This window comes from Pseudoalteromonas sp. SR45-4 (assembly GCF_014163535.1).
In the GTDB taxonomy this organism is placed as follows: Bacteria; Pseudomonadota; Gammaproteobacteria; order Enterobacterales; family Alteromonadaceae; genus Pseudoalteromonas; species Pseudoalteromonas nigrifaciens.
In genome coordinates, this window is sequence record NZ_JACJDO010000005.1 from 88,187 (window position 1) to 114,829 (window position 26,643).

A 26,643-nucleotide genomic window follows, 5' to 3' on the forward strand; every position below is an offset into this window, starting at 1 on the left:
ACTAAAAAGGCCGCTCTTGCGGCCTTTTTTCTATTTACCCCCTTTATCTGGAAATAAACATGGCTTGGATCCAAATTCGTATTAACGCCAACGCTGATAACGCTGATTTAATTAGTGATCTACTAGTTGAAGCTGGTAGTTCATCGGTTACTTTTATTGACGCCAAAGACACGCCTATCTATGAGCCTAAAATAGGCACTGTGCAATTTTGGGCCGATACTACGGTAATAGGCTTATTTGATGCTAATCACGATATGGATAGCGTTGTAGCGCTGTTAAACGCAGATAAATCAGTTGCGCAAAATCTAACATATAAAATAGAACAACTTGAAGACAAAGATTGGGAACGTGAGTGGATGGATAACTTTCACCCAATCCAATTTGGCGAAAGACTTTGGATTTGCCCAAGCTGGCGCGATATTCCTGATCCAGATGCAGTAAACGTATTACTCGACCCAGGCCTTGCATTTGGTACCGGCACTCACGCGACTACCGCATTATGTTTAAAATGGCTAGAAAGCCAAGATTTAACCGGTAAAACCGTGGTTGATTTTGGTTGTGGCTCGGGCATTTTGGGCATTGCTGCTATTAAACTTGGCGCAGAGCGCATGATTGGTATAGATATAGATCCGCAAGCACTAGAAGCAAGCTTAGATAATGCTAACCGTAATGGTGTTGCCGACAAATTAGAAGTATACCTGCCAGAAAACCAACCTGAATTTAGTGCCGATATAGTCGTTGCTAATATTTTAGCGCAACCGTTACGTGAACTACATAGTGTTATTTTAGGGTTATTAAAACCCGGTGGCAAAATAGCTATGTCGGGAATTTTAACCGAGCAAGCGCAATCGGTTGCCGATGTTTATGCCCCCTTTATTGAGCTGGACGACATTGCTATTGAAGGTGATTGGACCCGTGTAAGTGGCACTAAAAAAGCATAAGCACTGCCCAACGCTATTTAGAGCTTTTACTTAAAACAAGTATCTGAAGCCTGTATTTAACAGGCTTTACCATTTATTTACAAAATAAAATTTATCTCTATTTTATACTAAAAATAAAAGCTGCTTAAATTTCAAACAAATAAACCGCTTTGTCATACGGTTATCAAATGTCAATACGAAAAGGGCAAAAAAAAGTTACTTTTGTTCAATTTATAGCCTTTGATTTTTGCTAAAAAAACCGTAAACTTAGCGCCCCTTGAAAAGAGGCCTATTGAATATAGTGCGTATCGGTAAATACCAACTTGAGAATAACGTAATTGTCGCGCCTATGGCCGGTATTACAGATAGACCATTTAGACAACTTTGTCGCCGCTTAGGTGCGGGGCTTGCTGTGTCTGAAATGTTATCATCGAATCCTGATGTTTGGAAAACCGAAAAATCGATGAACCGTATGGATCACAGCGGTGAGTCGGGAATACGCGCGGTGCAAATTGCAGGAGCTGATCCTGAGCTTATGGCACAGGCCGCACAATTCAATGTTGCTAATGGTGCACAAATCATAGATATCAATATGGGGTGCCCAGCAAAAAAAGTGAACAAGAAACTCGCTGGCTCTGCTTTATTACAGTTTCCTGAACTTGTGGAAGAGATTATTGATGCAGTCGTTAATGCTGTTGATATACCTGTAACACTTAAAATCCGTACTGGATGGGATCTGGATAACCGTAATGGTGTAGAGATTGCGAGAATAGCTGAACGTTATGGCATAGCGTCACTTGCCGTACATGGGCGCACACGCGCATGTATGTACAAGGGTGAAGCTGAGTACGCCACGATTAGGGACATTAAACGTTCGGTGTCGATTCCTGTGGTTGCAAACGGTGATATTACATCACCAGAAAAAGCAAAGCAGGTATTAGATTATACGGGTGCAGATGCCATTATGATTGGCCGAGCCGCCCAAGGTCGCCCTTGGATATTTAGGGAGATAGACCACTATTTGCGAACCGGAGAGCATTTACAGCCACCTGCTATTGCAGAGGTGCGCAGTATTTTAATGGAGCATTTAACTAATCTCCATACGTTTTACGGTGAGCCAATGGGAGCGCGAATTGCTCGTAAGCATGTATCTTGGTATTTGCAAACCCATGACCGTGATGGTCAGTTTAGGCGAGTATTTAATACGATCGACAACCCACTTACACAAGTTGACGTATTAGAGCAATACTTTAAAACACTAGCAGCTAACTAAGAAAGAAAGAGATTAAATAATGTTCGAACAAAACGTGACTTCTCCATTTATCACTAACCCTCATGTTCAGGCACACGAGAAACCGCAGCCATTACGTGACGCAGTAAAGAAAGCTGTTCACCACTATTTAAAGCAGCTTAACGGTCAAGATGTGCAAGACGTTTACGACCTTGTTCTTTCAGAGCTAGAAGCGCCATTACTGGAAGAAGTAATGACGTATACACGTGGTAACCAAACACGTGCAGCAATTTTACTAGGTATCAACCGTGGTACTTTACGTAAAAAGCTTAAAAAATACGGCATGAACTAATACTTTTTGTATTGACTGGTAAGCATGCTTACTAAGCCAATACATAGGGTATAAATTAATAGCTATTTATGGCCGTTAATTTATATAAAAGCACCTTAGGGTGCTTTTTTTATGCCTGCTATTTAACCTGATTTCCAGCTAGTAAACCTATCTTTAGCAGCTATTTTCAACGCACTGAGTTAGTTATTTAATAAGCTAAAATGCTCATGTTTTAGTTGGTTGGTGTCACTAAGCGTTAGTATTATTCATGTAGATTGGCGTTGCCTTTTAAGCATAATTTAGGTTAAGTACTCAATTATGCTAGTAATAAATGCATAACATAAGGTTTAACCTTAGTTAATCCATAAGGAGCTGCATTATTGCTACAAGTGCTAATTGCAAAATGCTCACCCTTAATAAGTCGTTTTTTGAGTTGTTATCAGTTAAAATGCCCGCTTCTAAGCTAGCTCATAAACTGAGGAAATCAAACTACAATGGATACACATCGTCCCATTCGTCGCGCACTATTAAGTGTGTCTGATAAAACCGGTATAGTTGAATTTGCCCGCGCATTAGAAGCGCAAGGTGTTGATATTTTATCAACTGGCGGTACCTGTAAACTACTTGCTGATAACGGCATAAAAGTCACTGAAGTATCAGATCACACAGGTCACCCAGAAATCATGGATGGCCGCGTAAAAACACTTCATCCAAAAATTCACGGCGGCATTTTAGCGCGTCGCGGACAAGATGAAAGCGTAATGGCAGAAAACAATATTTCTGCTATCGACATTGTTGTAGTTAACTTATACCCCTTTGCGAATACTGTCGCTCAAGAAAACTGCAGCCTTGAAGATGCTATTGAAAACATAGATATTGGCGGCCCGACTATGGTTCGCGCAGCGGCTAAAAATCATAAAGACGTTACTATTGTGGTAAACGCCAGCGACTACGACCGCGTGATCAGCGAAATGCAAAGCAACAAGGGTTCTACTACCTATAAAACCCGTTTTGACCTTGCTATAGCAGCCTACGAGCACACCGCTCAGTACGATGGCATGATTGCTAATTACTTCGGTAAAATGGTTCCTGATTACACAGAGGAAGCCGCCGAAGATACAAAGTTCCCACGCACTATCAATATGCAGTTCACTAAAAAGCAAGATATGCGCTACGGCGAAAACTCGCATCAAGACGCGGCTTTTTATGTTGAAAACGACATTGTTGAAGCTTCAGTAGCAACAGCAACTCAGCTGCAAGGTAAAGCGTTATCTTTCAACAATATTGCTGATACCGATGCAGCGCTTGAGTGTGTTAAAGAATTTGACGTACCAGCCTGTGTAATCGTAAAACATGCAAACCCATGTGGCGTGTCTATCGGTAGCAATATTCTTGAAGCATATGAACGTGCTTTTAAAACCGACCCTACGTCGGCATTTGGTGGCATTATTGCCTTTAACCAAGAGTTAGATGCAGCAACCGCGGAAGCAATTGTTGAGCGTCAATTTGTGGAAGTAATTATTGCTCCTAGCGTATCTGACGCTGCAGCCAAAATTGTTTCGGCTAAACAAAACGTACGTTTATTAGTATGTGGGCAGTGGACAGGTAAAGCCGCAGGTCAAGATATTAAACGCGTTAATGGCGGTATTTTAGTGCAAGACCGCGACTTAGGCATGGTAACGCAAGGCGATTTAAAAGTTGTATCTAAGCGTCAACCTACTGAGCAAGAGCTTAAAGACTTATTATTTTGCTGGAAAGTAGCTAAATTTGTTAAATCTAACGCCATTGTATATGCCCGTGACGGTATGACAATCGGTGTAGGCGCGGGCCAAATGAGCCGCGTTTACTCGGCTAAAATTGCCGGTATTAAAGCAGCAGATGAAAACCTTGAAGTTAAAGGTTCAGTTATGGCATCGGATGCATTCTTCCCATTTCGTGATGGTATTGACGCAGCTGCAGCCGCTGGCATAACGGCAGTAATTCAGCCAGGTGGCTCAATGCGTGATGCAGAAGTGATTGCCGCAGCAGACGAAGCTGGCATGGCAATGGTACTTACTGGTATGCGCCACTTCCGCCACTAATCACTTATAGAGCTAAACACTGAAGTTTGAGTTTAGCTCTGTTTGTTTGCAATCAATTAACGTATTCTGATTGTTCATTAAACTAACAGTGAAGAATAAAATGATGAAATTTGCTTTAAAATCTATACTTGTCGCCACTATTGCGCTTAGCTCTGCAGCAAGCTTGGCTCATAACCACAGTGAAAACTCATTAGTTGCTAATGCACTTAATGATGAGCAGCGCGCTGCTAAAAACAGTGAGCGTGACAAGTTTCGTCATCCAGCACAAACGCTGGCATTTTTTGGCTTAAAGCCGAATATGAGCGTGGTAGAAATATCGCCCGGTGGTGGTTGGTACAGCGAAATTTTAGCGCCTGTACTCAAAGATAATGGCAAATTTTACGCCGCGCATTTTCCAAAAGATGCGACTGGCTTTTATCAGCGTTCTCGCTCTGAGTTTGAACAAAAAGTAACGCAAGACCCACGCTTTAGTAAAGTAATAGTAACTGAGTTTGCTCCTGTTACTCACACCGAACTTGCCCCTGCAAATAGCGCCGATATGGTACTTACCTTTAGAAATGTGCATAACTGGTATATGGGTAAAAATAAAGACGGCGCACTTAGTGCGTTTAAATCTTTTTATACCGCGCTCAAGCCAGGTGGCACCTTAGGTGTAGTAGAGCATAGATTGCCTGAAGCACGCGCCGATGACGATCAAAAAAGCAGTGGTTACATGAAGCAAAGCTACGTAATTGAAATAGCTAAACAAGCTGGGTTTGAATTAGTTGCTAGTAGTGAAATAAACGCTAACCCAAAAGATACAGCCGATCACCCTAAAGGGGTATGGACGCTACCACCAAGCTTACGTTTAGGCGAGCAAGATGCCGATAAATATAAAGCCATTGGTGAGAGTGACCGCATGACGCTGAAATTTAAAAAACCGCTTTAAATAGGAATTTTTCGCCATGAATGTTTTAGTCATTGGCAGCGGCGGCCGCGAACACGCTCTTGCGTTTAAAGCCGCTCAAAACACCAAAGTAAACACAGTATTTGTAGCCCCTGGTAATGCGGGCACAGCACTTGAGCCAAAACTTGAGAACGTTGCAATAAATGTTGACGACTTAGACGGTTTACTTCAGTTTGCACAACAAAATAATGTTGAGCTTACTATTGTAGGCCCTGAGATCCCGTTAGTATTAGGTGTGGTTGATAAGTTTCGTGAACACGGCCTAGCTATATTTGGCCCAACAGCGGGCGCAGCTCAGCTTGAAGGCTCAAAGTCGTTTACTAAAGACTTTTTAGCGCGTCACAATATCCCTAGTGGCGATTACCAAACCTTTGAACAGGTTGCCCCTGCCCTTGCTTATTTAAAAGAAAAAGGCGCGCCAATTGTAATCAAAGCAGATGGTTTAGCCGCAGGTAAAGGCGTTATTGTTGCGATGACTGAAGCCGAGGCTGAAGATGCTATTCGTGACATGCTTGCGGGTAATGCTTTTGGTGATGCTGGTAGCCGCGTAGTTATCGAAGAGTTTTTAGAAGGTGAAGAAGCGTCTTTCATTGTGATGGTAGATGGCAAAAACGTATTACCATTTGCCACTAGCCAAGATCATAAACGCGCTTACAATGGCGATGCTGGCCCTAACACTGGCGGTATGGGTGCTTATTCACCTGCGCCAGTAGTTACCGATGAAATTCATCAGCGTATTATGAACGAAGTGATTTACCCAACGGTAGAGGGCATGGCGAGCGAGGGTCATCCGTACACAGGCTTTTTATACGCTGGCTTAATGATAGATACCGATGGCACGCCAAAAGTAATTGAGTATAACTGTCGTTTTGGCGACCCGGAAACTCAACCTATGATGCTACGTTTGCAATCAGACTTAGTCGAGTTAATTGAAGCGGCTAATCGTGTTGAACTGGATAAAACCACCATTGAGTTTGATCCACGTGCAGCCGTTGGTGTAGTACTGGCCGCTAAAGGCTATCCTGGTGATTATCCTAAAGGCGATGTTATATCGGGTTTACAGGTTGACTACCCTGCTGGCGAAAAAGTATTTCATGCTGGTACTAAACAAAACGGTAATGACGTAGTAACTGCGGGCGGACGTGTATTATGTGCCACCGCACTGGGTAATACCGTAACCGAAGCGCAGCAACGCGCTTACGAGCTAATAAAGCAACTCAGCTGGGATGGCATGGAATATCGTACTGATATTGCATATCGTGCTATTGCGAGAGAGCAAAATAGTTAAATATAACCTATTGGTTAATATTACTATTAAATGTAAACATCAAAAGCGCAGCTTGTCTGCGCTTTTTTAGTGCTACACTATTTGAAAGGATCAAAAAAAGCACAGCATAATTTGGAATTTAAAACGTTACGTTATCATGCGCTAGCCACAGCAATACTTATATTAATATTTTTTATAATTAATACCTTGGTATCAAACCTGATAACGCCTGCCCGTTACACAATAGATAAAATTGCCCCTATCTATTTAAATTATGCTTATTACATTGATAGCAGTAAACAACTCAGCTTTGACGAACTAATGGCTCAACCAGAGCGCTTAATTGCTCAGCCTTTTTCTAAAATACCATGGAGTTTTACTGCACAAAATTATTGGTTATTTATTGATTTAAAAAATAAAAATCTAAAAAGTGAAGACCTTGTTGCCCACTTTGACAACCCTATGGTTGATCACCTAACTATTTATCAACTAAATGATAAGAAACAGTTACTACATACATATAACTTGGGTGACAAAGAGCAAAATCTCTCGTTATTTCAATACAGCGTACCCCATATTCGCTTTACCTTAAAGGGGCAAGCAACCCAGCACTTAGTCATTAAAATAGATACTGGCGGTATAAGTAAAACGCCGGTTAGTTTATATCGCAATAAAGAGTTTGTTGACCTAGTACGCTCGCAAACCGGTATTTGGGGCATATTTGTTGGGGTATTAATAATGGCAGCGCTGTATAACTTAGTACTCTATTTGGGCATTAAAGACCGCGTGTACTTAGTTTACATTGGCTATATTATTAGCGCCATAGTGCTAATGGGAGCAGTATTAGGGTTTGGCTTTTATTTATGGCCAACCCCTTGGCAATTGTTTATTCATGAAAGAGTTGTGTTTGCCAATTACGCCATCGCTTTTTTCACCCTGGCCTTTTGTACACTATTTTTACGCTACCACAAGGATAACTGCTGGCGTTATAAATTAAGTGTAAGACTACTTTCGCTGATGTTTATACTTGCAGTAAGTAGTTTATTTATACCAGAAAATATAGCCGCCCCCATCTTTTTTGTAATAATGGCCGCGCTGTATATTGTGTGTATTATTTTAATTTATAATAAACTGCGTAGCGGTTTTAGATGGGCAAAGTATTACGTACTCTCTTGGGTGCCATTAATACTTGGTGCTGCTATTCAACCTTTAGAGTTAACCGGCGTAATTTCCTACAGTTTTACTACTCGCCATGCTTTTCTAGTCGCTATACTATGCGAAATAGTACTAATGGCGATGGCACTTGCCGATAGAGTTCGCTACCAAAGAGCGCGCGCTTTATATCATGCCACCCACACACAGCAAACCAAACTACTCAACAGTGCCAAGTTAAAGCAAGCCTTTATGATGCTACAAACGCAGCAGCGTCGCGCTATTTTATGTTTAGTTAAAATACGCCACTTCAACTCGCTCAATACTATTATTACCCCAGCACAAGGCTACACGCTAATCAGGCATGTCGCCGATAAACTGGCATTGCAACTGAGTTATGAGCGTGAGTTTATCGACCTTGATAACGACCTCAGCGCCATTACGCAATTTTCCGACTTGGGCAGCGGTGTGTTTGCTTTTATTTCTACTAAAATCCAAAGCCAAATTATGCTTGAAGAGCGGTTAACCAAAGTACTTGCTGGCTTACCAAAACAGTACGAAATAAAAGGTCTCAATTTGCAGCTTAACTATTCTATTGGTTTTAGTTACTTAAATGAAAATGACGATTTTGACTACTGGTTACAGCATGGCTATTTGGCACTTAAAAATGCCAAATACAACATTAACAAAGTAAGCTCATCGGTGCATGGTAAACAACAAGTGATGGACGTGGCTTTGGCCGCTAAGCTGCAACAGGCAATTAAAACCAATAAGTTGGCGCTGCATTATCAAGCGCAACTTAACTTTAGTACAAATAAAATTAACGGCGCCGAGGCGCTATTGCGTTGGCCCGATCCGGCCTTTAAAAGCATTTCAATTGAAAAATTAATAATTTTAGCTGAGCACACCGGTATTATTAACGAGCTTACTTTGTGGGTTATTGAACAAGCTTGCCAAGATATTATTAGGTTCACCCAAAATGGGCACCCTGGGCATACTGTTAGTGTAAATTTAAGCGCTAAAAATTTAACCATCAATAATTTAGCCGAAAAAGTAGAAAACATTTTAATTAAGTACCAGGTTCCTGCGCATCTACTTAAATTTGAGCTGACAGAATCAGCCTTTGTAGAGAGCCAGGAGACGCTTATTAAATTAGTAGAGCAACTGAACACCTTGGGAGTTAAAGTAGTACTTGATGACTTTGGTACAGGCTACGCGTCACTTAGTTATCTAGTTAACTTTCACTTTAGTGAATTAAAAATAGATAAATCGTTTGTGCATGATTTACCCAATAATCATACTCATCAGGTTATTGTGCAAACAGCGATAGATATGGCGCATAACCTAGGTTTATCAATCACTATTGAAGGAGTAGAAACGCAAGAGGTTCACGACTTACTTAAAGGTATGAACGCCGATCACGCGCAAGGATACCTTTACGCCAAACCACTCGCGTATGACGATTATTTACTGTACTTAAACAGCCAATATAATTTAAAAATGTTAGACTCCCCTTTTTAACATCTTTAGGGGCCAAGTAAAGATGCAAGGCACATTGCGTAAATTAAAATCGAGCTTAACCGAGCCGGTACAATATCACTTACCTGTGGGTGAGCACTTAGTCGACTTAAATGCATTTATAGGTAAAGAGCTAACGCTTACTTTTAGCGGCACAATTTTATGCTCTAGCTGTGGTAAAAAAACCAAAAAAAGCTATTCTCAAGGCCATTGCTTTGTATGCATGCGCAAACTTGCTAGTTGCGATATGTGTATTATGAAGCCAGAAACCTGCCATTACGATCAAGGTACTTGCCGCGAGCCAGAGTGGGGAGAAGAAAATTGCATGATCCCGCATTACGTCTACCTCGCTAATACCTCAGGACTAAAAGTGGGTATTACTCGCCACACGCAAATACCAACTCGCTGGGTTGATCAAGGCGCTACCCAAGCATTGCCTATTTTTAAAGTGCAAACACGGTTGCAATCAGGCTTAGTAGAAGTGGCATTGGCTGAATTTATTGCTGATAAAACTAATTGGCGCAATATGCTAAAAGGCCAAAACGAAGCGCTAGATTTAAAAGCTGCAGCCGCTGAGCTTATTCCACAAATTAGTGCAAAGCTAAATGAGCTAAGCGAGCTATTTGGCGCAACAGCTATTGAACAGCTAGATGAAGACGTAGTTGATTTAAACTTTCCGGTAAGCGAATACCCAACCAAAATCAGCTCGTTTAACTTTGATAAAGACCCGGTAGTAAGCGGTGTTTTACAAGGCATTAAAGGTCAGTATTTAATTTTTGAAAAAGGCGTTATTAACATTCGAAAATTCACCTCTTACGAAGTAACCGTAGGCTAAGTGCCGGTTGGTTGAGTGCTCGCAGATAAGCAGTTCACCCGATAAAAATCAAACCATTGCCGCTGCGTTAACGGGTGGCAATAGTAATACCCCTGTATAACATTACACCCTAAGCTAATAAGGTAGCTTTTTTGAGCTAGCTGCTCAACTCCCTCTGCCACTACCATTTAGTTTAAATTGCTTGCCAGTGCAATAAGCGCTGCAACTATTTGGCTATTGCCGTATTCATCAGGGATTTTAGCAATAAAGCTCGCGTCTATTTTTAATGTATCAAAAGGCAGTTTCGTTAAATAACTCAATGCCGAATACCCGGTCCCAAAGTCGTCTAATGCTATATGCACGCCCAGTTCTTTTAGTTGCTGCAACTGCGTTTTAGCCTGTGTAAATGAGCTAGTGAACTACCCATCGACGCCACTCCGTGTCGATCAATGGGCTTCTACAGCCTTGACTTAGAGACTAGGCTGCTTCTTTTTTCTCAGTTCCAACAGCAAACTTCGATAGCTCGAAGACTTTCGTTTTAATGGCTGATTTCTGCTGAGATGTGGGGGTAACCCTTGCGACGATCCCAGCCGCAATCAAATCTAATTCACCTGTTTTTGCTATGCTTTTAGCCGCTGACAAGTCTCGGCTTTGGTTAGTTTCACAAGCCGTACATGTGAAATATCTGTCGTTCAATGTTAAAACATGATGTTGGCCGCATTCAGAACAAACCCCAGTGGATTTTTCAAACCTGCCAATCTCGTGATAGAGTTTACCTTCAAGCTCAGTTTTGTATTTTGAAAGCTGAGTAATTAAGCCCATCACATTGTCGGCAACCATGCTGCCATTGAACTTTTGCATCCCTTTTACGTTTAAATCTTCGAACACTAAAATGTCATTTTCATTGGTTATCTGGCGTGAAATTTTGTGTGCAAAGTCGAGCCTTTGCCGTGAGATTTTGCCGTGTAATTTGTTGATGCGTTGTTTGGTTTTGTGCCAGCGATTTGAACCTTTAGTTCGGCGTGCAAGCTGGCGTTGCAATTGATTTAACTTTGTTTTTGACTGCTTTAAAAACTTGGGGTTATCGACCACAAAACCATCTGAGCCAACAACAGTTTGCTTTGAGTTAATGTCAAAACCTGTGATTGTTTTTAAAACTTGTTTAGCTGTTTTGCACTCAACTTCCTGAGTGATGCTGCATCCCCATTTTCCGTGGTGATACTGGATAGTTACAGTCTTGATTTTACTTGCTAGTTTGCGATGCAAGATAATGGGTATCTTGCCTACCTTTGGGATACTGATAGCGCCATTTTCAATGCGGATACAGTTTGAGTTATTGACCGCTCGAAAACTATCGTTGTGAAGTTTTTTCTTTTTATATGAGATCTTGTGCTTTGGAAAGCGTTGCAAGCGACCTTTAGTAAAAACATTTTTGAGCGCTAATTCCAGGTCGCGGGCAACTTGTTGAGCTGCCGCAGAATCGAATGCTTTGATCCAGTTAAACTCTTCGAACGTCTTGATATCTTTAAGTAGTGAGGCCATGTCTTTGTAAAACAAAAACGTTTTATCGTGCTCGTATCGACGTATGTTCTCAGACAACAATAAGTTCCAAATGCCACGCGCTGTCGCGCCAAACTCAACAAGTTTAGCTTCTTGCTCTGGCGTAGGATTTAGCCTGTAGTTGTATCTAAGCGTCTTTTTCATATACTGTATAGACTACTGTATGGAAATGAGTTGTCAAGATGGAATATGAAACTAAATCTCACTGTAAATATTTAATAGCGCTACATTTAATACTTGTGGTTAAATATAGAAAACAATTGTTAAAAGGTGATGTAGGTGATTTTGTAAAACAAAAAATCACTGAAATTGCAGAGCGCTCAGAATTTAATATCGAAGAGATCGAGGTGGACAAAGATCATATACACATATTGCTAACGATCTCTCCCAATATCAGTGTTGCGAGTTACGTTAGGAGAATTAAACAATCTACAACGTAAAGTCTATGGTCGAGATTTAAATGGTTTTAAAAGTAATTCTGGGTTAAAAAAACATTTTGGTCTGACGGATATTTTGTTTGCTCTGTTGGAAATGCGGCTGCTGATACAATTCGAAAATACATTCAAGAGCAGGGCTAACTATTCCGATTCATCCCATCGACGCCGCTTCGCGTCGATCAATAGGTTTTCTCGGAAAATTTCGATAAATCGAGCAAATATTCCCCCTTTGATGTAGGACAATAAATAAGCATGTCGTATCCAAAAATTATTATTTATAACAATGAAATTGAGTTAGCTGAGCAGCCTGATGAAGTAGATGATTTTGTATATGCGATGGATGAGCTGCAAAAAAGCAGAATTATTATTTTAGATAGTAAGTATAGCTATACAACACTAAGTGGCGAGCCAAAAACAGCCATTAGTGCCATTGAATTAGCAGATTTAGTGAAAGATTATTTGCTAAAAGAAGGTCAGTGTTGCCTAAGTAAAATTAAGCAGCTAACACCTGAGCAAGCATTTGCGTTACTCATAATCGACTAACGCTTTTACATGTGCAATTGCACTGCGACCCAATGCAGAAAGCGCATACCCCCCTTCTAAATACGACACTATACCGCGGCAATTATGCTGCTCACTAAAGCGGGCTAATTGCTCGGTTAGCCAGCGGTAATCTTCCTCTACAAACTTTAAACTAGCCATATCATCTTCGAGGTGAGCATCAAATCCTGCGCTAATAAATAACATGTCAGGCTTAAAAGCATTTAGTTTAGGCAGCCATTGCTGCTCAAATACCGCTTTTAAATCGTTACCGTCGCTGGCAATTGGCAAAGGTGAATTAACTAACGTGGTGTTATTTTCAACCACTGTATTGGGATAAAATGGATGCTGAAATAAAGAGCAAAACAGGACGTTTTTATCATCTATAAATATATCTTGAGTGCCATTACCATGATGTACATCAAAATCAACAATAGCAATGCGCTTAACCCCTTTGCTTTGTGCATATTTAACCGCAATAGCAAGGTTGTTAAATACACAAAAACCGGATGAGGTAGTGCGATTTGCATGATGCCCCGGCGGGCGCACCGAGCAAAATGCAGCATCAAGGTTGCCCTCTAGTATTTCATCTACCGCTAAAATACCGGCCCCTACTGCACGCTCAATTGCTTTTAATGAATCGGGACATAACCAAGTATCACCGTCTAAATCGACAAGCCCTTGGGTAGGTATTTTACTTTCAACAGAGCTAACTAATGATTCGTCATGCGCAAGTAAGTAATGCTCTCGTTGCGCTTTGGGCGCTTGTTTTTGCTCAATAGCAATATCTAATCCACTTGCTAGTAAGCGATCGTTAATGGCATCTAAGCGCTCTGGGCACTCTGGGTGGTCATCAATCATTTTATGTTTACGACAATGAGGATGAGAAATAATTGCGGTACGCATAAAAGCTCCTAACTGTATCATTAAACATAATATAACAAAGCCATCCGAGGGTGGCTTTGCGACTTTGGTGTATACCCTTTACACTAGATATAGCAAATTAGGGATAGCAAAAACAGTTATTTTGCTGTTAATTTTAAATTTCTAAAGTCAAAACTAAAGTCGGTTATTTGCGTAGATACTGCACGCATTTTAGCGCTGCTTACTCTGTTTTCGGTATTCATATTAAAGTTAATAAACGCATCAGCCTCAAGTAGTTTTTCATCCCACTTAACAATAAAAGTATTGCCTGTGTAATGCTCAAGTGAGCCTTTTAAGCCCTTGGTATGCGTAAAATCAATATGTAATTTGCCATCAAGCTGCTCAATAATTATATCGCCGTACCAATTATCGTGTAGCGTACCTGTGTAATTAATATTAGGTAGTTGCGGTTGATAATCAGCTGGCGCTGCAGGCTTTGCATTAGCGTATGCTTTCTCTTTACTTTCAAAATGCTTTTTAGCTAAGTCTTCAACCCAATCTTTATCTTCAAGCTCAAGCGCATCTTCAAGCACTTCGTGGGTTACTGCCGCTAGCGCACCAAATGCTTGCTGGTTACTTAAAATAACAATACCGAGTTTTTTTTCAGGTAGTAATGTAACCTGCGACACCATGCCTAAAATACCGCCACCGTGACCAAGCTTTTTAAAGCCGTGGTAATCTTCAATACTCCAGCCTAGCCCGTAACCTCTAAATTGCTGATGATACGCCTCAAACGCGCTTTTAGACGCCATAGCCGTTATATGTGGATGCCACATTTGCGCTTGTTGTTTTTCGCTAAATAACTGCTCGCCATTTGGCATTGTGCCACCAGCAAGTTGCGTACGTAGCCATTGGCTCATATCGCTGGCACTTGAGGCTATTGCCCCAGCGCCTTTAAAATCTTCTAGGTAGTTAACAAAAAATGGATGGAGTTGGTTATCCATCGGAATATGCCCCGTTGCCCAGTTTTTATTGCTGCTTGGAATGCGCGAAAACCCTGCTCGCGAGTGAGTCATATTTAGTGGCTGTAACATGTTTTTTTCGATGTAATCGTTCCAACTCATCCCAGATACGCGTGCCACCACTTCCCCTGCAGTAACAAACATTAAGTTGTTATACGCATATTGGCTGCGAAAGCTGCTGGCTGGTTTTAAGTATTTTAACCCTGCTAAAATATCATCAACCGACTTGTCGGTACTTGGCCAAATCATTAAGTCGCCTTGCCCAAGCCCCAACCCACTGCGATGGCTTAGCAGATCGCGAATACGCATTTCGCGGGTTACGTATGCGTCATATAGTTGAAATTCTGGCAGGTGATCAATCACTTTATCGTCCCAGCTCAACTTACCTTCATCAACCAACTTAGCCAGCGCCGCACTGGTAAATGCTTTGGTGTTAGATGCAATGCCAAACAAGGTGTCTTTATTAACCTTATTACCGGTGTTTATATGGGTTACACCAAAACCTTTAGCAAATATTACTTTGTCGTTTTCAACAATAGCAACTGCCATTCCTGGCACATCAAAACGTGCCATGGAGGTTTGAATTACCTGCTCTATTTTATTGGTATCTACTTGTGCCCAGGTACTAAACGTAGCCCCTGCTAATAAAGCAATTGTGGCAAACTTAATTAACTTCATTGTTATCCTTTTTTATTATGATTATTTTTGATGTACTGCAAATTCAATTTCAGCACGTTCTAGGTTGCTGTCGCTTTTTTGCGCGCGCTTTAATATTGCATCACTGTATGCTTTTGGAACGCCGGCTTCAAGCGCGCCGCGATGAACGTGTTTAATGTACCAGTCGTAGGGTAGCGCTTCACTATCGTGGGTATTGGCAATATAGCAATGAGCGTTAACGTCTTCGCCGCTTAAAAGCTTTACGGTTATATTTACGCAGTCGTAACCCGCACCTTCTATGCCATCTAAAATGACTTTTTCGGCGTCACTTATCTGATAAACAACCCCATAAACTAACGCATCTTCTGCATCACTTGGGCTAATACTGCATTTACCTGAGCCATCTTTAAAATACATATCAAAGGTTAGCTCATAGCCTTGTAATACTGCAGTACCAATACGCTTAGCATTAGGTAGACGCGCCAGTAAACGGTGAGACGACATATTAGAACCAAACGAAAAATTATAAAGCGACATACCTACTCCTAAAATTAAATAATGTAACTTAGTTTTAAATTACAACACGAATAGCCAAAGCTATTAAAATAACGCCAATGCAACGGTCAAACCAATAACCACTGCGCTGGAAAAAGCCACGTACCTTAGTTTTACAAAGCACTATTGATAACATTGAAAACCACGCCCAGGTAGCCAGCGCCATATAAACGCCATAACCTACTTGTACTATTGTAGAGGTAGTTGGGCTTATGACTAAAGTAAATAGCGACATAAAAAACAAGGTGGCTTTGGGGTTTAATGCATTGGTTAAAAAACCGCGCCGAAAGGCAAACCAAGCGGGCTCTGCTGGCACCGTTTTGTTGGCAATATCATCATTAAGGTTTGCCCCCGGTTTGGCTGCTCGCAGTGCTTGCACTCCCAAATAAGCTAAATAGGCACCGGCCAAATATTTAAGTCCCATAAACACCTTGGGCGACTGCGTTAAAATAAGTGCCACACCTAACACGCAATAAGCTACGTGTAATAAAATAGCCGCACCGACACCTGCACTAGTCCAAAGTGCATTGCGCCTACCTTGCTGTACACTTTGCTTTAATACCACTGCAAAATCGGGCCCAGGGCTTGCTACTGCAAAAAAGTGCGCTACGGCAATCAGTAAAAATTCGTCTAAGTAATTCACACAATATCTCTGCTTAGTTTGGCATATACGCTAATAACAGCGGGTTAGCTGAGTTATTTACTAATGCTTTAATTTCTTTTTGCGCTTTTTTAAATTGGCCGCGCAAATGCGGCTTTAAATACTGCTTAGAGCGTTTATCATTTTTAAAGTAACTCACTAACGCATGCATAAATACCGTGTGGGTTTCGCTCAACGACACCTCGCGATTTGCATAAGGGTTATAGCACGAGCCACAGCCGCCCTTAAACTGATATACCGTGTTGCTCATCATTACCCCAAAGCCTAAAAAGCATGCCAGTGCATCAGCAGCTTGCGCTAAGTAGTCTTTTCCGCCCGGTGGTAATACGCCCACATGATGAATTAAAATAGTCGCTAATGTTCCAGCAAAACTGGCAACTAAGTCTTGTGGCTGATTTACTTGATTTGAATTAAACGAAATATTAATAGCTTGGCTAGGCGGCACAATTAATTTAGCGCCTTCACCACGTAGTTGTTGGCTAAATTTAAACTGTGGAAAAACCTGTGGAGTGAGCTGCTGTGGTGCAACTAGTTGAATAGGCCACGCTGCCATACCCGCATAACGGCTTACACGGTTAAATACATTACTGGCCATTTCTTCAACACTCGATACCGAGTCGGGAAAGAGCTCAACCGTGGGCAGAGTGATTTGCGTATGCTGGGTAAAAAACTCAACATCAAAGTTTTCAACCGCCCATATAAAGGTATCAATTAACCATTGCTGCTCTTGCTCAGCCAGTAATGGTTTAGACTTAAATAACGCTAACATAGCTTATTCTCGCTCTTGCCCAAGCGCCCATTGCCATGCTTGTGTATTGTATAATGGTACAGTAGATAACGCATGATGATGACTCCCCGTAGACTCTTTAGTCGAGTACGACAAATACAATAAGGTATGTGCTTTAGCATCGTAAATACGACGCACTTTTAATGATTTAAATAAAATACTTTTAGATGATTTAAATACCACTTCCCCAGATTTACTCCGATCAATCTGCTGCAATTGCTCTGCGGTAATAACCCCGGTTTGCCGACACGAAATTGACATATCAGAAGGGTCTGAAAAATCTAAATTAGCTTCAATATGGCTAATATGGCACGTTACCCCAGTGACTAAAGGGTCTTGTTGCGAATTTACAATTACATCCTTGGTGGTAAATAGCCCAAGGCTTACAGAAGCAACATCATCTGAGCACGCTGTTAAGGTAAGCATACCCGCGAGTAAAAAGCTGACTTTTAAATACTTCATCGTGTTCTCCAACATACTTAAAGAGGGATACGTTTTGTTTTTCTATACTAAACGTATTTACAGTAGCAAAACACATGTTATAAAAAATAAAGCTATTTATTAATTAATCCTACCCTAAAAATAAAAAGGCATGCCCATTATGGGCATGCCTTGGTAACTTTATTTAAATTAACTACTTACTTTTAAAATTACTTACCTAAAAACCATTACCTGAACTCAGGTTAATTTAAAAGCTGTATTGCGCACCTAAATAAATATAACGCCCTGCACCACCGCCGTAACCACTGTAGTAATTACCACTGCCACTTGGATAAAATGCGCCTTTATCGTCAAATACGTTATTTACACCACCAAAAACACGTAAATCGCTTTTAGGTGTTAGTGCCATAGTGTATGACGCAGACAAACTATGTTTTAAGTATGAACCATAATCTTGATACGCTAGTGACTCTGGGTTAGCTACGCAACTTGTTTCACCCGCAGCACAGCGTTCATCGTTTGCAGCAGTGTATTCAATATAATCGTTTTCATCTTCTTGGCTTGCTTTAAACGAGCCTAAGTAATTGGTGCGCCAACGTACGCGTAACTCATCCATACTCCATATGATTGACATAGCAGCTTTATCTTTAGTGCTGCCGTACCCTGCATATTGGGTAGTTACAGCGTTGCCATCGAGACCTTCATATGTTTGTGAATTTTCAATTACATGGTTGTAATCGGCTTTTAACTTAATGCTACCATAACTACCAATATCAAACTTATAAGTGGCTACTACGTCGTACCCACGAGCAGTTAACTCATCTAAGTTATACTCTCTTTGTAGTACTTTTATAATATTACCTTCTTCGTTACGGGTAATATCATTACAGTATTCGTTGCTATCGCCCCACGCTGCGTCAGAGGCATAACATTCACGCATAATATTTTCGTTACTAATTTCGTCAATTGCATCAACAATAGCAATATCGTAGTAATCAATAGCTAGATTAAAACCACCAAAATACTCCGGTGATAAGGTCACACCAAAGGTGTAAGTATCTGCTGTTTCTTCTTTTAAGTTTGGGTTACCCGTATTTGGCGAGTAGTTATTATCTTCACTTTCAAACTCAAAGTTAGGATCATCTGCTAACTTTTGCGCTAACGTAGGCTCTAAACGACAATTAGCATGTCCCGGCTTAGTAGATGTAGCCGTTAATCCATCACAAATATCATCGTACGAATCAAAATCGCCGCGAGGTGGTGACATCAGTTCAGTAATTGTAGGTGCACGTTGTGCTCGTGCATAGTTAGCACGCACCATATAGCCTTCAATCGGCTGCCATAACAAACCTAACTTATAGCTAGCTACGGTACTAATATTTTCCATACTGTAATTAGCTAAGCGCAACGAGGTTTCAGCTGATAAACTTTTAGCCAGTGGCGCATCTTTTAATAAGGGTATTGCTAGCTCAGCAAACGCTTCATACACTTCTACCTCACCTTGAAACGAAGGTACTACGTTAAAGGTAATGCCACCGGCTTTCATATCATCGCTAGTATCTAGGCTTTGCGAATCTTTACGGTATTCACCTCCAAATACTGCTGACACACTCCCTGCCGGCATTTCAAATAAATCACCAGTGATATAACCCATTACCGTGTACTGCTGAATTTTAGTATCGATCACTGGATTAGTACGGATCCAATCAGCCATTGCTGGAGTAATAGACCCTTCACCAAATAAGTTAAGTGCAACACAACCTTCGGCGCGAGCGTCTGCATCTTTACATTGAATAGTACCATCGGGAAGTTTTTCAGCTTGCAGCGCCTGATTAACACGCACTGTGTTTAACTCATTACTGCGTATTTGATGTTGTTTAAATTGACCGTACCCTGCAGATACATCCCAGTCCCAATCGCCATTAAACATGGTACCTTGTAATCCAGCCCAAGTACGAACCGTGGTACGATCATTATCTGTGCTAATGTTACCTACTTCACCAAAACGGCGGTCCCAATAAATACGATCTTTGTATGGATTACTATCGATAATTTCTTGCGGTACATACGGGTTATCTATCGGTATATAACCCGGTGCAATATCTGCAATTGGGTCGCCGGTTACCGGATCGTAACGCGGTACTGATGCATTTTCGTATTCATCTTCAGGCGACTTACTGTTAAACGAGCCACTTTTACTATATTGCAACTGAAAGTAACTTGTAATGTCGTCGGTAATATCAAAATCAATTTTTACCGCCGTTGATAAGTTATCGCTCGGTACATCTAGCATCACGTATTGCTGTGAGTTAATACCGTAAAGCTCTTCGTTATCCTTCCAGTCATCACGAAGTGTTTGGCCGTCGTACCAAAACTGAGTATCATTTTTTGAACTTTCTAAAAATACGCCACCAAGGGTACCGTCACTTTTACTTTTCCAATCTGCCTGGGTTATGCCACTCATGCATTGATAACCATCTGCAGTCAGCATTTGGTTACACATTAGGTCATCGTTATAACGGTGCGCAGCCTCTACTTGTGCACGGTCTCGGTCGTAAAAGCTCATCCCAAAATCACGATCCCAGTTAGTGCTAACATAAACATAACCACGGTCGTTACCAAACGAAGTACCGTAGTTTACATCTAGCGTAAACTCTTTACCGCCACCACTGGTGGTTTCGCCGCCACGTGCTTGAAATTCAAAACCTTCTTTTTTAGACTGAGTAATAATATTTACTACTCCAGCCACCGCATCTGCACCATAAGTAGCTGACGCCCCACCACTAATAATCTCTACTCGCTCAACCATACCGCTGGGAATAGTATTAAGGCTAACATAGTTACCACCGTAACTATTTGATACCACACGACGGCCATCTATCAAGGTCAGTGTACGATTAGCCCCTAATGAACGTAATTGCACCGTTGAAAGGCCCGTGCCAGATATACTTGACTGACTAGTCGTATTACCAATACTTTGGCTAAGCGCAGGCATATTATCGACCAACACATCAGATAAATTGCCTAATCCAGTATCTTGTATTGCAGAGCGGTCCATGGTTACCAAGGGAGTTGTCACTGAAAAACTATCGCGCTTTAAACGAGAGCCGGTTACGGTAATTTTTTCTGGCTCTTCTTGAATTACTACATCCGTTTTTTTAGCGATAGATTGACGCTCAATTTCTGCGTCATTTGCAAATGCTTGGCCTGATAAACAAGCGGTAATCGCTAATGCTAATGTGCACTTTTTAGTTACTATATTACTCACACAATTCCCTTACTATTTGTTGTTATGCAAGTTAAGGCGTTATCTATTTTGGTTGGGCTTTTTACGGCGTTATCGATAACGTCTTAACTAATTATTTTATATGTAATAGTTTGTATGCAATCGTGAATGAAAACACAATGAAAGGTATCTCGTTTATATCCCTATTTTATATCTATTTAACATCTACTCATTTACAATCATTCACTTAAGAGTTAACTGTTAAACAGATATTAATTAACAAATGCACAACTCATCGTGCAACTTTACTGTTAGCTTTATCAGTAGTTACTTTTCAAACTATAAATATATTAAGGTGTGAATGCATTATTTATGAAAACTAAGTCGCCATTTTCAGTAGGAAGTTGCCTCGTTTCTCCATTTGAAAATAAGCTAAGCTATGATGGCAATGAATGTATTTTACAACCTAAATTTATTGAGCTACTTTGTTTTCTAAGCGAGTGCTATCCACACGCCGTTACTCGCGAAAAATTAATTGATAACGTGTGGGATGGTAATCAATTTGTGGGCGAAAAAGCCCTGACTAATGCTATTTGGCACTTACGAAAAGCATTTAAAGAGCTCGACCCTAGCAATACCTATATAGAAACATTGCGTAAAACAGGTTATCGCCTAGCACAACCCCCTCGCTTTACTACAGCTGATGAATCTGCTCAAAAAAATAACAATACACCTAAAACAAAGTACCTTTACCCTTTTATCCTCAGTGTTTTATTAATCATTATTATCTGTGGCAGCTATTTATACTCTTTAAAAATGCCACCAACGAGCAAGCAACACGTAGCCGATATCCGCCTTTATGAACATATAGAAACTATTACAACAAGCCCTGGCCGTGAGTTATTTCCTGCCATATCGAACGATAATCATTTTTTAGTTTATTCTTGGCGCCGCCCAGGTTTCAAAGCTAACTTATACTTACGTGATCTATATATGCCAGAACAAGCTGCCGTTGCCTTAACAGACACCCCTTTTATAGAAGGGCGCGCCGTTTTTAGTCATGACCGTGAGCAGCTATTTTATTATCAACGCGGCGCAGGCAGCAGTTGTAAAATTATAAAATATACGCTCGCAAACGCAAAAAAAGTAACCCTTGGTGAATGTGGTAATCGCCTCAGTAGCGATTTAGATATCAACGCTACAGATAGCCAATTAGTATTTATTAGCGGCAATAAAAATAGCCAAGTAAATCAAACTCAGCTTAATTTAGTCGATTTACACTCAAGTCCGCATGCAATCACACAAGTGCCTTGCCCTAATAATTGCCAGTTTTATGACGAGTCTGTGGTGTATTCACCCGATGGCAAGCAACTCGTTGTATCGCGTAATCTACCATCCGGGTTTGAAGAGCTATTTTTAGTCGATATTAATACCGGCAGTGCCCAACAGTTAACATCTGGGTTTGTTGAAATTAAAGGTGTTGATTGGCACCCTAAAAAAGATTTACTGGTGTTTTCAGGGATTAAAAAAGGTAAACGACAAGGCTATTTTTATAATTTCACCACTAAAACACTAACAAACGCCCACGTAGACGGCTTAAGCTACCCTGAGTATGCACAAGATGGGAGCCTATACTTTCATCAGTGGAATACTGATTCAGCATTAATGCGAGTAGCAACTAATAACGCAGTGGCAAGTTCACCCTTCCCCATTTTATCTACGCACTTTAATACTCGCTTTCCTGATTATAATGAACGCAGCGGTAAGTTAGCATTTGTATCGAATGAATCTGGATCTAAAGAGCTTTGGGTAGCAAATAAAGATGGTACCGCTCGCAAGCAATTAACTCAGTTAAAAACGAATATTTACAGCCCTATTTGGTCTCCAAGCGGACGCTACATTGCGTTTGTAGTAGCAAAAAAAGGCAAGCATGCCTTTTACGTTTATGATTTTAACTCGCAAACCAGTACCGCATTAACAACCAATTTTAGTAGCCATGGTAAACCCAGTTGGTCGCATGATAGCACCAACGTATTAGTATCAGATGGTGAGCATGTATTTCGTTTTGATTTAAAAGGAAACAACCTAGGACAAGTGATTAAACAATCCACCTTATATGCCTATGAAGATAAGCAAGGTGCGCTTATATTTGCCAACCCCGACGCCAAGCAACTCTGGATCAAGCCCCCTGGTAGCGAACATGCGCAACTCCTCGTTGCGTCTATTAATTTATCTAATCATACATCCTGGTACTACCAAGAAGGCGAAACACAAGCACTGTCACGCGTGTATTACTTTAATGTAGCGCAGGGCGACTATCGCTTAAGTTACTATGACTTTGCCTCAGCGAGTCATCACGACATAATACGCCTACCTGAGCGTTCATTTAGCAGAACATCTGGCTTAACTTATATTGCTACCGCTGGTTGGTTAATTTATACCTCTTATAAATCTCCGCAAATAGATATTAAGCGAATAGATGCAAAGTATTTACCCTGAGCAACATAATTGTTCATTACGATTACCTGATTGCTACAGTGTCATGATTTAATTTTTTTTAGCTATAAAATTCACTCGACCAGGGGTTAGCGAGTAACCTGGTATTTGGTATAATAAGGTTCACACATGTAGTAACTCATAATAGGAACGCCTAAATGCCGCACATTATTATTGAACACTCAGAAGACCTCCCTGTATTACCACAAGTACTTGTAGAAAAAATTCACAACGCCGCTTTCCAAAGTAATCTATTTGATTTAGAAACCATAAAAACACGCGCTATTTCCTATCAGCAATATCTACTGGGCGCAGGCAGGTCGGGGTTTATACATATCGCGGTACACATTTTGGCAGGGCGTTCTATTGAGCAAAAACAAATGTTAAGTGAGCAACTACTTGAGTGTTTAAAAACCTATTGCAGAGCATCAGACAGCTTAAGCGTTAATATTTACGATATCGAACATGAGATCTACCGCAAAAATTAATTTATTTTAGCCGTTTCATTAAATTAGTGAACAGTTCTAGCAGCAAAAAATAGCTTAATCACTAACCAAGGTCATTTTATATAGTGACCTACAGGTTATTTCTAACGGGATTAATTAGCTACTTAATAAGCCAGAATGATCATGTTATTAATAATATAGGTATTAGCTTAAAAGCGTTAATAAGTACTCTGTAAAAAAACCCTAATTAGGGTTTTTTTATTGCCGTAAAACAATTCTATTTATTATTTTATAATGAGACAGTCACAAATATACTTAAAGTGTAATTAACACAACATAGAGCTATTCATTAGTTAATGATTGGAATGATTTTTAGTGGGTATATTTAAAAGTGGTGGCCCCTCCCAGACTCGAACTGGGGACCTAACGATTATGAGTCGTGTGCTCTAACCAACTGAGCTAAGGGGCCAACTTTTTGTATAACTGTAAACAGTTAATTTTTTAAGAAGCGTTTAGCCACATAGCGACTAAAGCGGGGTGCAGTATAAAAAGTTTTTAGGGGCTTGTCACTAGCAAAAGTCTTTATTTTAACAATCAATGGTCTAACTGCTTAAATAGTAATCTTTTTATGGGTGTAATATTAAAATTTGCAGAATTTAGGGTTAATACTGGCAGCTAAGTAAAAATGAAATGGAAGGCTGTATATCGCGTAATTTAAAAATTAAGCTTTAAACAAGCAACTTACAGCTTATATTACGCGACAAACAGAAATGAATTATTTTTTTGCGATAATGTAGATTGCATGTATTACTCCAGGGAAGTAACCAAACAACGTGAGTAAAATATTTATCCAAAAATGTAAGCCTAAACCCACCTGTAAAAATACTCCCAGTGGTGGCAGTAAGATTGAAAAAATAATACGTATAATATCCATAAATACTTCCTTATTTATAAACAAAAAATTATAAGCAAAAACCCAGCAAAGCTGGGTTTTATAAATACTATATTACTTTGCAACTATCGTTAATTTATCTACTACGTCGCGAACATCTTCAGCATTTTTAGCAATTTTTACTGCAAGCTGTTTTTCAGCATCTGAGTTCACTGTACCGGTAAGAGTAACTACACCTTTGTCAGTATCTACATCAATGTTTGTACCACCAACTTCTGAGTTAAATAAATAACGCGTTGTGATGACTGTGGTAATTTTAGCGTCGGTTAAGCCGCTACCATCATCATCTTTCATGTTGTCATGGCTTTTACTGTTCATGCTTTTCACAACAGTAAGCTGGTTATCAACATTGGTTACGCCATCTAAACTCAGTACAAGTTCTTCTGCTAGCTCTTTGTCGAGTTCGCTATTAACTTTACCTGTTAGTATAACTTTGCCATTTTTTACATCAGTGTTGATGTCAAAGTTATTGAGATTAGTGTTCATAAGAAGCACTGTTTCAGCCTTACCATCAATCCAAGCATCTTTACTTTCATTTTCCCAGCTGCTCGCTTGAGCACCCATAGCCGTAGTACCTAAAACTAACGCCGCAATGATAGATTTGTTAAATGTTTTCATAATCTTTCTCCTTTTGATTAAAGACACTTTAACTAATGCCAGCTTTAGGCCAACTTTAATAAATAAGTAAAATCATAAACTTAAGGTTAAATATAAAATAACTTCACTTTGTACACATCACTTTTTTACCGACTTATCGGTAAAAAGTTCTCAGTAGTGAAAATAACTAGATAATTACCATTTTGGTTAATGGATCGTTAATATAACAAAGTCGTAAATAGGATAAAAACATAACAAGCTGATTAATAAAAATAATATTTTTGGTATATGCTTTGCTTATATAGTGACAACAGTAAAATAAAAGGAATACCCTCATGAGCGTAAAAATAACAGACCGCCCGCAAGAGCAAGTGCGCGAAGAAGTGATTGATCAACTAATTTATAATTACAGCCACGGAGTTATTTCTGTTGAAGCATTTGAAAGGCGTTTAGATGAGGCAATGGCTACAAGTAATAATGAAGTCCTTGTTAGCTTAGTTGAGGATTTAACCCTTAATACTGATCAGCAATATAATGCCCAAAAGCACTCGCAATTTTCACCCAATTACAGCGCTCAACAATCTAGCCAGAGTGACTTTACATTACGCAGTATTTTAGGCTCCAATGAAAGAAGCGGCCAATGGGTTGTGCCTAAAAACATTTACCTGACTAACTTTATGGGCTCGGTAGTACTTGATTTTACTGATGCTGTTTTTACCCACCAAGAGGTAACGATTCATGTTAACTGTATTTTTGGCAGTGATGAAATATACGTACCAGAACACGTTAATGTAGTATCAAAAATGTTTAGCATTGTTAGTAGTGTTGAAAATAAAACAGTGGCACTTAACAAGCATCAAGGGCCGACCATCCATATTGAGGGAAAGGCTATTATGGGCTCGGTAGAAATAAAAATTAAGCGAACCATTAAAGAAAAATTTATTAGCTTTGCTAACCAATTAAAAACCCAACTTGGTGGTAAAAGTGGTACTCCGATGTGATGTACTACCTATAAAAGCATGTTCATAGCTTTTAACTTAGACCCAGGTTAAAGAGTAAAAAACATGCTAAATTTTTAAAGCACTAGAACACATTTAAAAAACACTTTGCAGATTCATCAATGCTGAATTTGTATAAAACGC

At 40.1% G+C, this 26,643-nt stretch carries 22 protein-coding genes, 1 tRNA gene and 2 pseudogenes; 13 read left to right on the plus strand and 12 right to left on the minus strand.

Annotated elements, in window-relative coordinates:
- Window positions 1–59: 59 nt before the first annotated feature.
- The 8 genes from prmA (at window position 60) to H5058_RS04020 (ending at window position 10,281) form a co-directional block, all read left to right on the plus strand.
- The gene (gene prmA, locus H5058_RS03985; RefSeq protein WP_182676975.1) at window positions 60–941 is read left to right on the plus strand and encodes a 50S ribosomal protein L11 methyltransferase; all 882 of its coding nucleotides are present in this window, start codon (window positions 60–62) and stop codon (window positions 939–941) included.
- A gap of 280 nt (window positions 942–1,221) precedes the next feature.
- Window positions 1,222–2,193: a tRNA dihydrouridine synthase DusB gene (gene dusB, locus H5058_RS03990; protein WP_172459251.1), complete on the plus strand. Its 972-nt coding sequence runs from the start codon at window positions 1,222–1,224 to the stop codon at window positions 2,191–2,193.
- A 19-nt stretch (window positions 2,194–2,212) separates the two neighbouring features.
- The gene (gene fis, locus H5058_RS03995) at window positions 2,213–2,503 is read left to right on the plus strand and encodes a DNA-binding transcriptional regulator Fis (protein ID WP_011327058.1); all 291 of its coding nucleotides are present in this window, start codon (window positions 2,213–2,215) and stop codon (window positions 2,501–2,503) included.
- Between the two features lie 473 nt (window positions 2,504–2,976).
- Window positions 2,977–4,563, plus strand: a complete 1,587-nt coding sequence (purH, locus tag H5058_RS04000; RefSeq protein ID WP_086996647.1) for a bifunctional phosphoribosylaminoimidazolecarboxamide formyltransferase/IMP cyclohydrolase — start codon at window positions 2,977–2,979, stop codon at window positions 4,561–4,563.
- Window positions 4,564–4,666: 103 nt separating this feature from the next.
- Window positions 4,667–5,491 carry a class I SAM-dependent methyltransferase gene (locus H5058_RS04005; protein WP_011327056.1) on the plus strand — a complete coding sequence of 275 codons (825 nt, stop codon included), beginning with the start codon at window positions 4,667–4,669 and terminating at the stop codon, window positions 5,489–5,491.
- 16 nt (window positions 5,492–5,507) lie between these two features.
- A complete protein-coding gene (purD, locus tag H5058_RS04010) occupies window positions 5,508–6,797 on the plus strand; it encodes a phosphoribosylamine--glycine ligase (RefSeq protein WP_011327055.1) in 1,290 nt (429 codons plus the stop codon).
- Between the two features lie 111 nt (window positions 6,798–6,908).
- Window positions 6,909–9,449: an EAL domain-containing protein gene (locus tag H5058_RS04015; protein ID WP_182676976.1), complete on the plus strand. Its 2,541-nt coding sequence runs from the start codon at window positions 6,909–6,911 to the stop codon at window positions 9,447–9,449.
- Between the two features lie 22 nt (window positions 9,450–9,471).
- Entirely contained in the window at window positions 9,472–10,281 is an 810-nt protein-coding gene (locus H5058_RS04020) for a DUF2797 domain-containing protein (RefSeq protein ID WP_011327052.1), read from the plus strand.
- Here H5058_RS04020 and H5058_RS04025 read toward each other — a convergent pair.
- Window positions 10,278–10,679: pseudogene (locus tag H5058_RS04025) on the minus strand (EAL domain-containing protein); the annotation flags it as partial. The gene H5058_RS04020 and the pseudogene H5058_RS04025 sit on opposite strands and share 4 nt — an antisense overlap.
- 58 nt (window positions 10,680–10,737) lie before the next feature.
- Window positions 10,738–11,964 (minus strand): RNA-guided endonuclease TnpB family protein, encoded by a 1,227-nt coding sequence (locus tag H5058_RS04030; protein ID WP_182676978.1) that lies wholly within the window; start codon window positions 11,962–11,964, stop codon window positions 10,738–10,740.
- Window positions 11,965–12,002: 38 nt separating this feature from the next.
- Here H5058_RS04030 and tnpA point away from each other — a divergent pair.
- Both tnpA and H5058_RS04040 read left to right on the plus strand, forming a co-directional pair.
- Window positions 12,003–12,398: pseudogene (gene tnpA / locus H5058_RS04035) on the plus strand (IS200/IS605 family transposase).
- Window positions 12,399–12,509: 111 nt separating this feature from the next.
- Window positions 12,510–12,800 (plus strand): DUF4144 family protein, encoded by a 291-nt coding sequence (locus tag H5058_RS04040; protein ID WP_011327050.1) that lies wholly within the window; start codon window positions 12,510–12,512, stop codon window positions 12,798–12,800.
- Here H5058_RS04040 and H5058_RS04045 read toward each other — a convergent pair.
- The 7 genes from H5058_RS04045 to H5058_RS04075 all read right to left on the minus strand — a co-directional run bounded on the left by H5058_RS04045 (window position 12,783) and on the right by H5058_RS04075 (window position 21,052).
- Window positions 12,783–13,703, minus strand: a complete 921-nt coding sequence (locus H5058_RS04045) for a histone deacetylase family protein (protein WP_086995899.1) — start codon at window positions 13,701–13,703, stop codon at window positions 12,783–12,785. The genes H5058_RS04040 and H5058_RS04045 overlap by 18 nt on opposite strands.
- A gap of 116 nt (window positions 13,704–13,819) precedes the next feature.
- A complete protein-coding gene (locus tag H5058_RS04050) occupies window positions 13,820–15,361 on the minus strand; it encodes a serine hydrolase (protein WP_182676980.1) in 1,542 nt (513 codons plus the stop codon).
- Between the two features lie 21 nt (window positions 15,362–15,382).
- A complete protein-coding gene (locus H5058_RS04055) occupies window positions 15,383–15,877 on the minus strand; it encodes a gamma-glutamylcyclotransferase family protein (RefSeq protein WP_182676982.1) in 495 nt (164 codons plus the stop codon).
- A gap of 34 nt (window positions 15,878–15,911) precedes the next feature.
- Window positions 15,912–16,538: a LysE family translocator gene (locus tag H5058_RS04060; protein WP_182676984.1), complete on the minus strand. Its 627-nt coding sequence runs from the start codon at window positions 16,536–16,538 to the stop codon at window positions 15,912–15,914.
- A gap of 13 nt (window positions 16,539–16,551) precedes the next feature.
- Window positions 16,552–17,325: a hypothetical protein gene (locus tag H5058_RS04065; RefSeq protein ID WP_182676986.1), complete on the minus strand. Its 774-nt coding sequence runs from the start codon at window positions 17,323–17,325 to the stop codon at window positions 16,552–16,554.
- A gap of 3 nt (window positions 17,326–17,328) precedes the next feature.
- Window positions 17,329–17,805: a CreA family protein gene (locus H5058_RS04070; RefSeq protein ID WP_083497484.1), complete on the minus strand. Its 477-nt coding sequence runs from the start codon at window positions 17,803–17,805 to the stop codon at window positions 17,329–17,331.
- 226 nt (window positions 17,806–18,031) lie between these two features.
- Window positions 18,032–21,052: a TonB-dependent receptor domain-containing protein gene (locus H5058_RS04075; protein ID WP_182676988.1), complete on the minus strand. Its 3,021-nt coding sequence runs from the start codon at window positions 21,050–21,052 to the stop codon at window positions 18,032–18,034.
- 330 nt (window positions 21,053–21,382) lie between these two features.
- On the opposite strand from H5058_RS04075, the gene H5058_RS04080 reads away from it, so the two are divergent.
- Window positions 21,383–23,509, plus strand: a complete 2,127-nt coding sequence (locus H5058_RS04080) for a winged helix-turn-helix domain-containing protein (RefSeq protein ID WP_182676990.1) — start codon at window positions 21,383–21,385, stop codon at window positions 23,507–23,509.
- A 155-nt stretch (window positions 23,510–23,664) separates the two neighbouring features.
- Window positions 23,665–23,994 (plus strand): 5-carboxymethyl-2-hydroxymuconate Delta-isomerase, encoded by a 330-nt coding sequence (locus H5058_RS04085; protein ID WP_058372437.1) that lies wholly within the window; start codon window positions 23,665–23,667, stop codon window positions 23,992–23,994.
- 350 nt (window positions 23,995–24,344) lie between these two features.
- Here the strand turns inward: H5058_RS04085 and H5058_RS04090 are convergent.
- The 3 genes from H5058_RS04090 to H5058_RS04100 form a co-directional block, all read right to left on the minus strand.
- Window positions 24,345–24,421: transfer RNA gene (locus H5058_RS04090), tRNA-Ile, on the minus strand.
- Between the two features lie 306 nt (window positions 24,422–24,727).
- Entirely contained in the window at window positions 24,728–24,886 is a 159-nt protein-coding gene (locus H5058_RS04095; protein ID WP_011327039.1) for a YqaE/Pmp3 family membrane protein, read from the minus strand.
- Between the two features lie 72 nt (window positions 24,887–24,958).
- On the minus strand, window positions 24,959–25,522 hold the full coding sequence (locus H5058_RS04100) for a BON domain-containing protein (protein WP_182676992.1): 564 nt from the start codon (window positions 25,520–25,522) through the stop codon (window positions 24,959–24,961).
- Window positions 25,523–25,836: 314 nt separating this feature from the next.
- On the opposite strand from H5058_RS04100, the gene H5058_RS04105 reads away from it, so the two are divergent.
- A complete protein-coding gene (locus H5058_RS04105; RefSeq protein WP_182676993.1) occupies window positions 25,837–26,502 on the plus strand; it encodes a LiaF domain-containing protein in 666 nt (221 codons plus the stop codon).
- The last annotated feature ends 141 nt before the right edge of the window (window positions 26,503–26,643 follow it).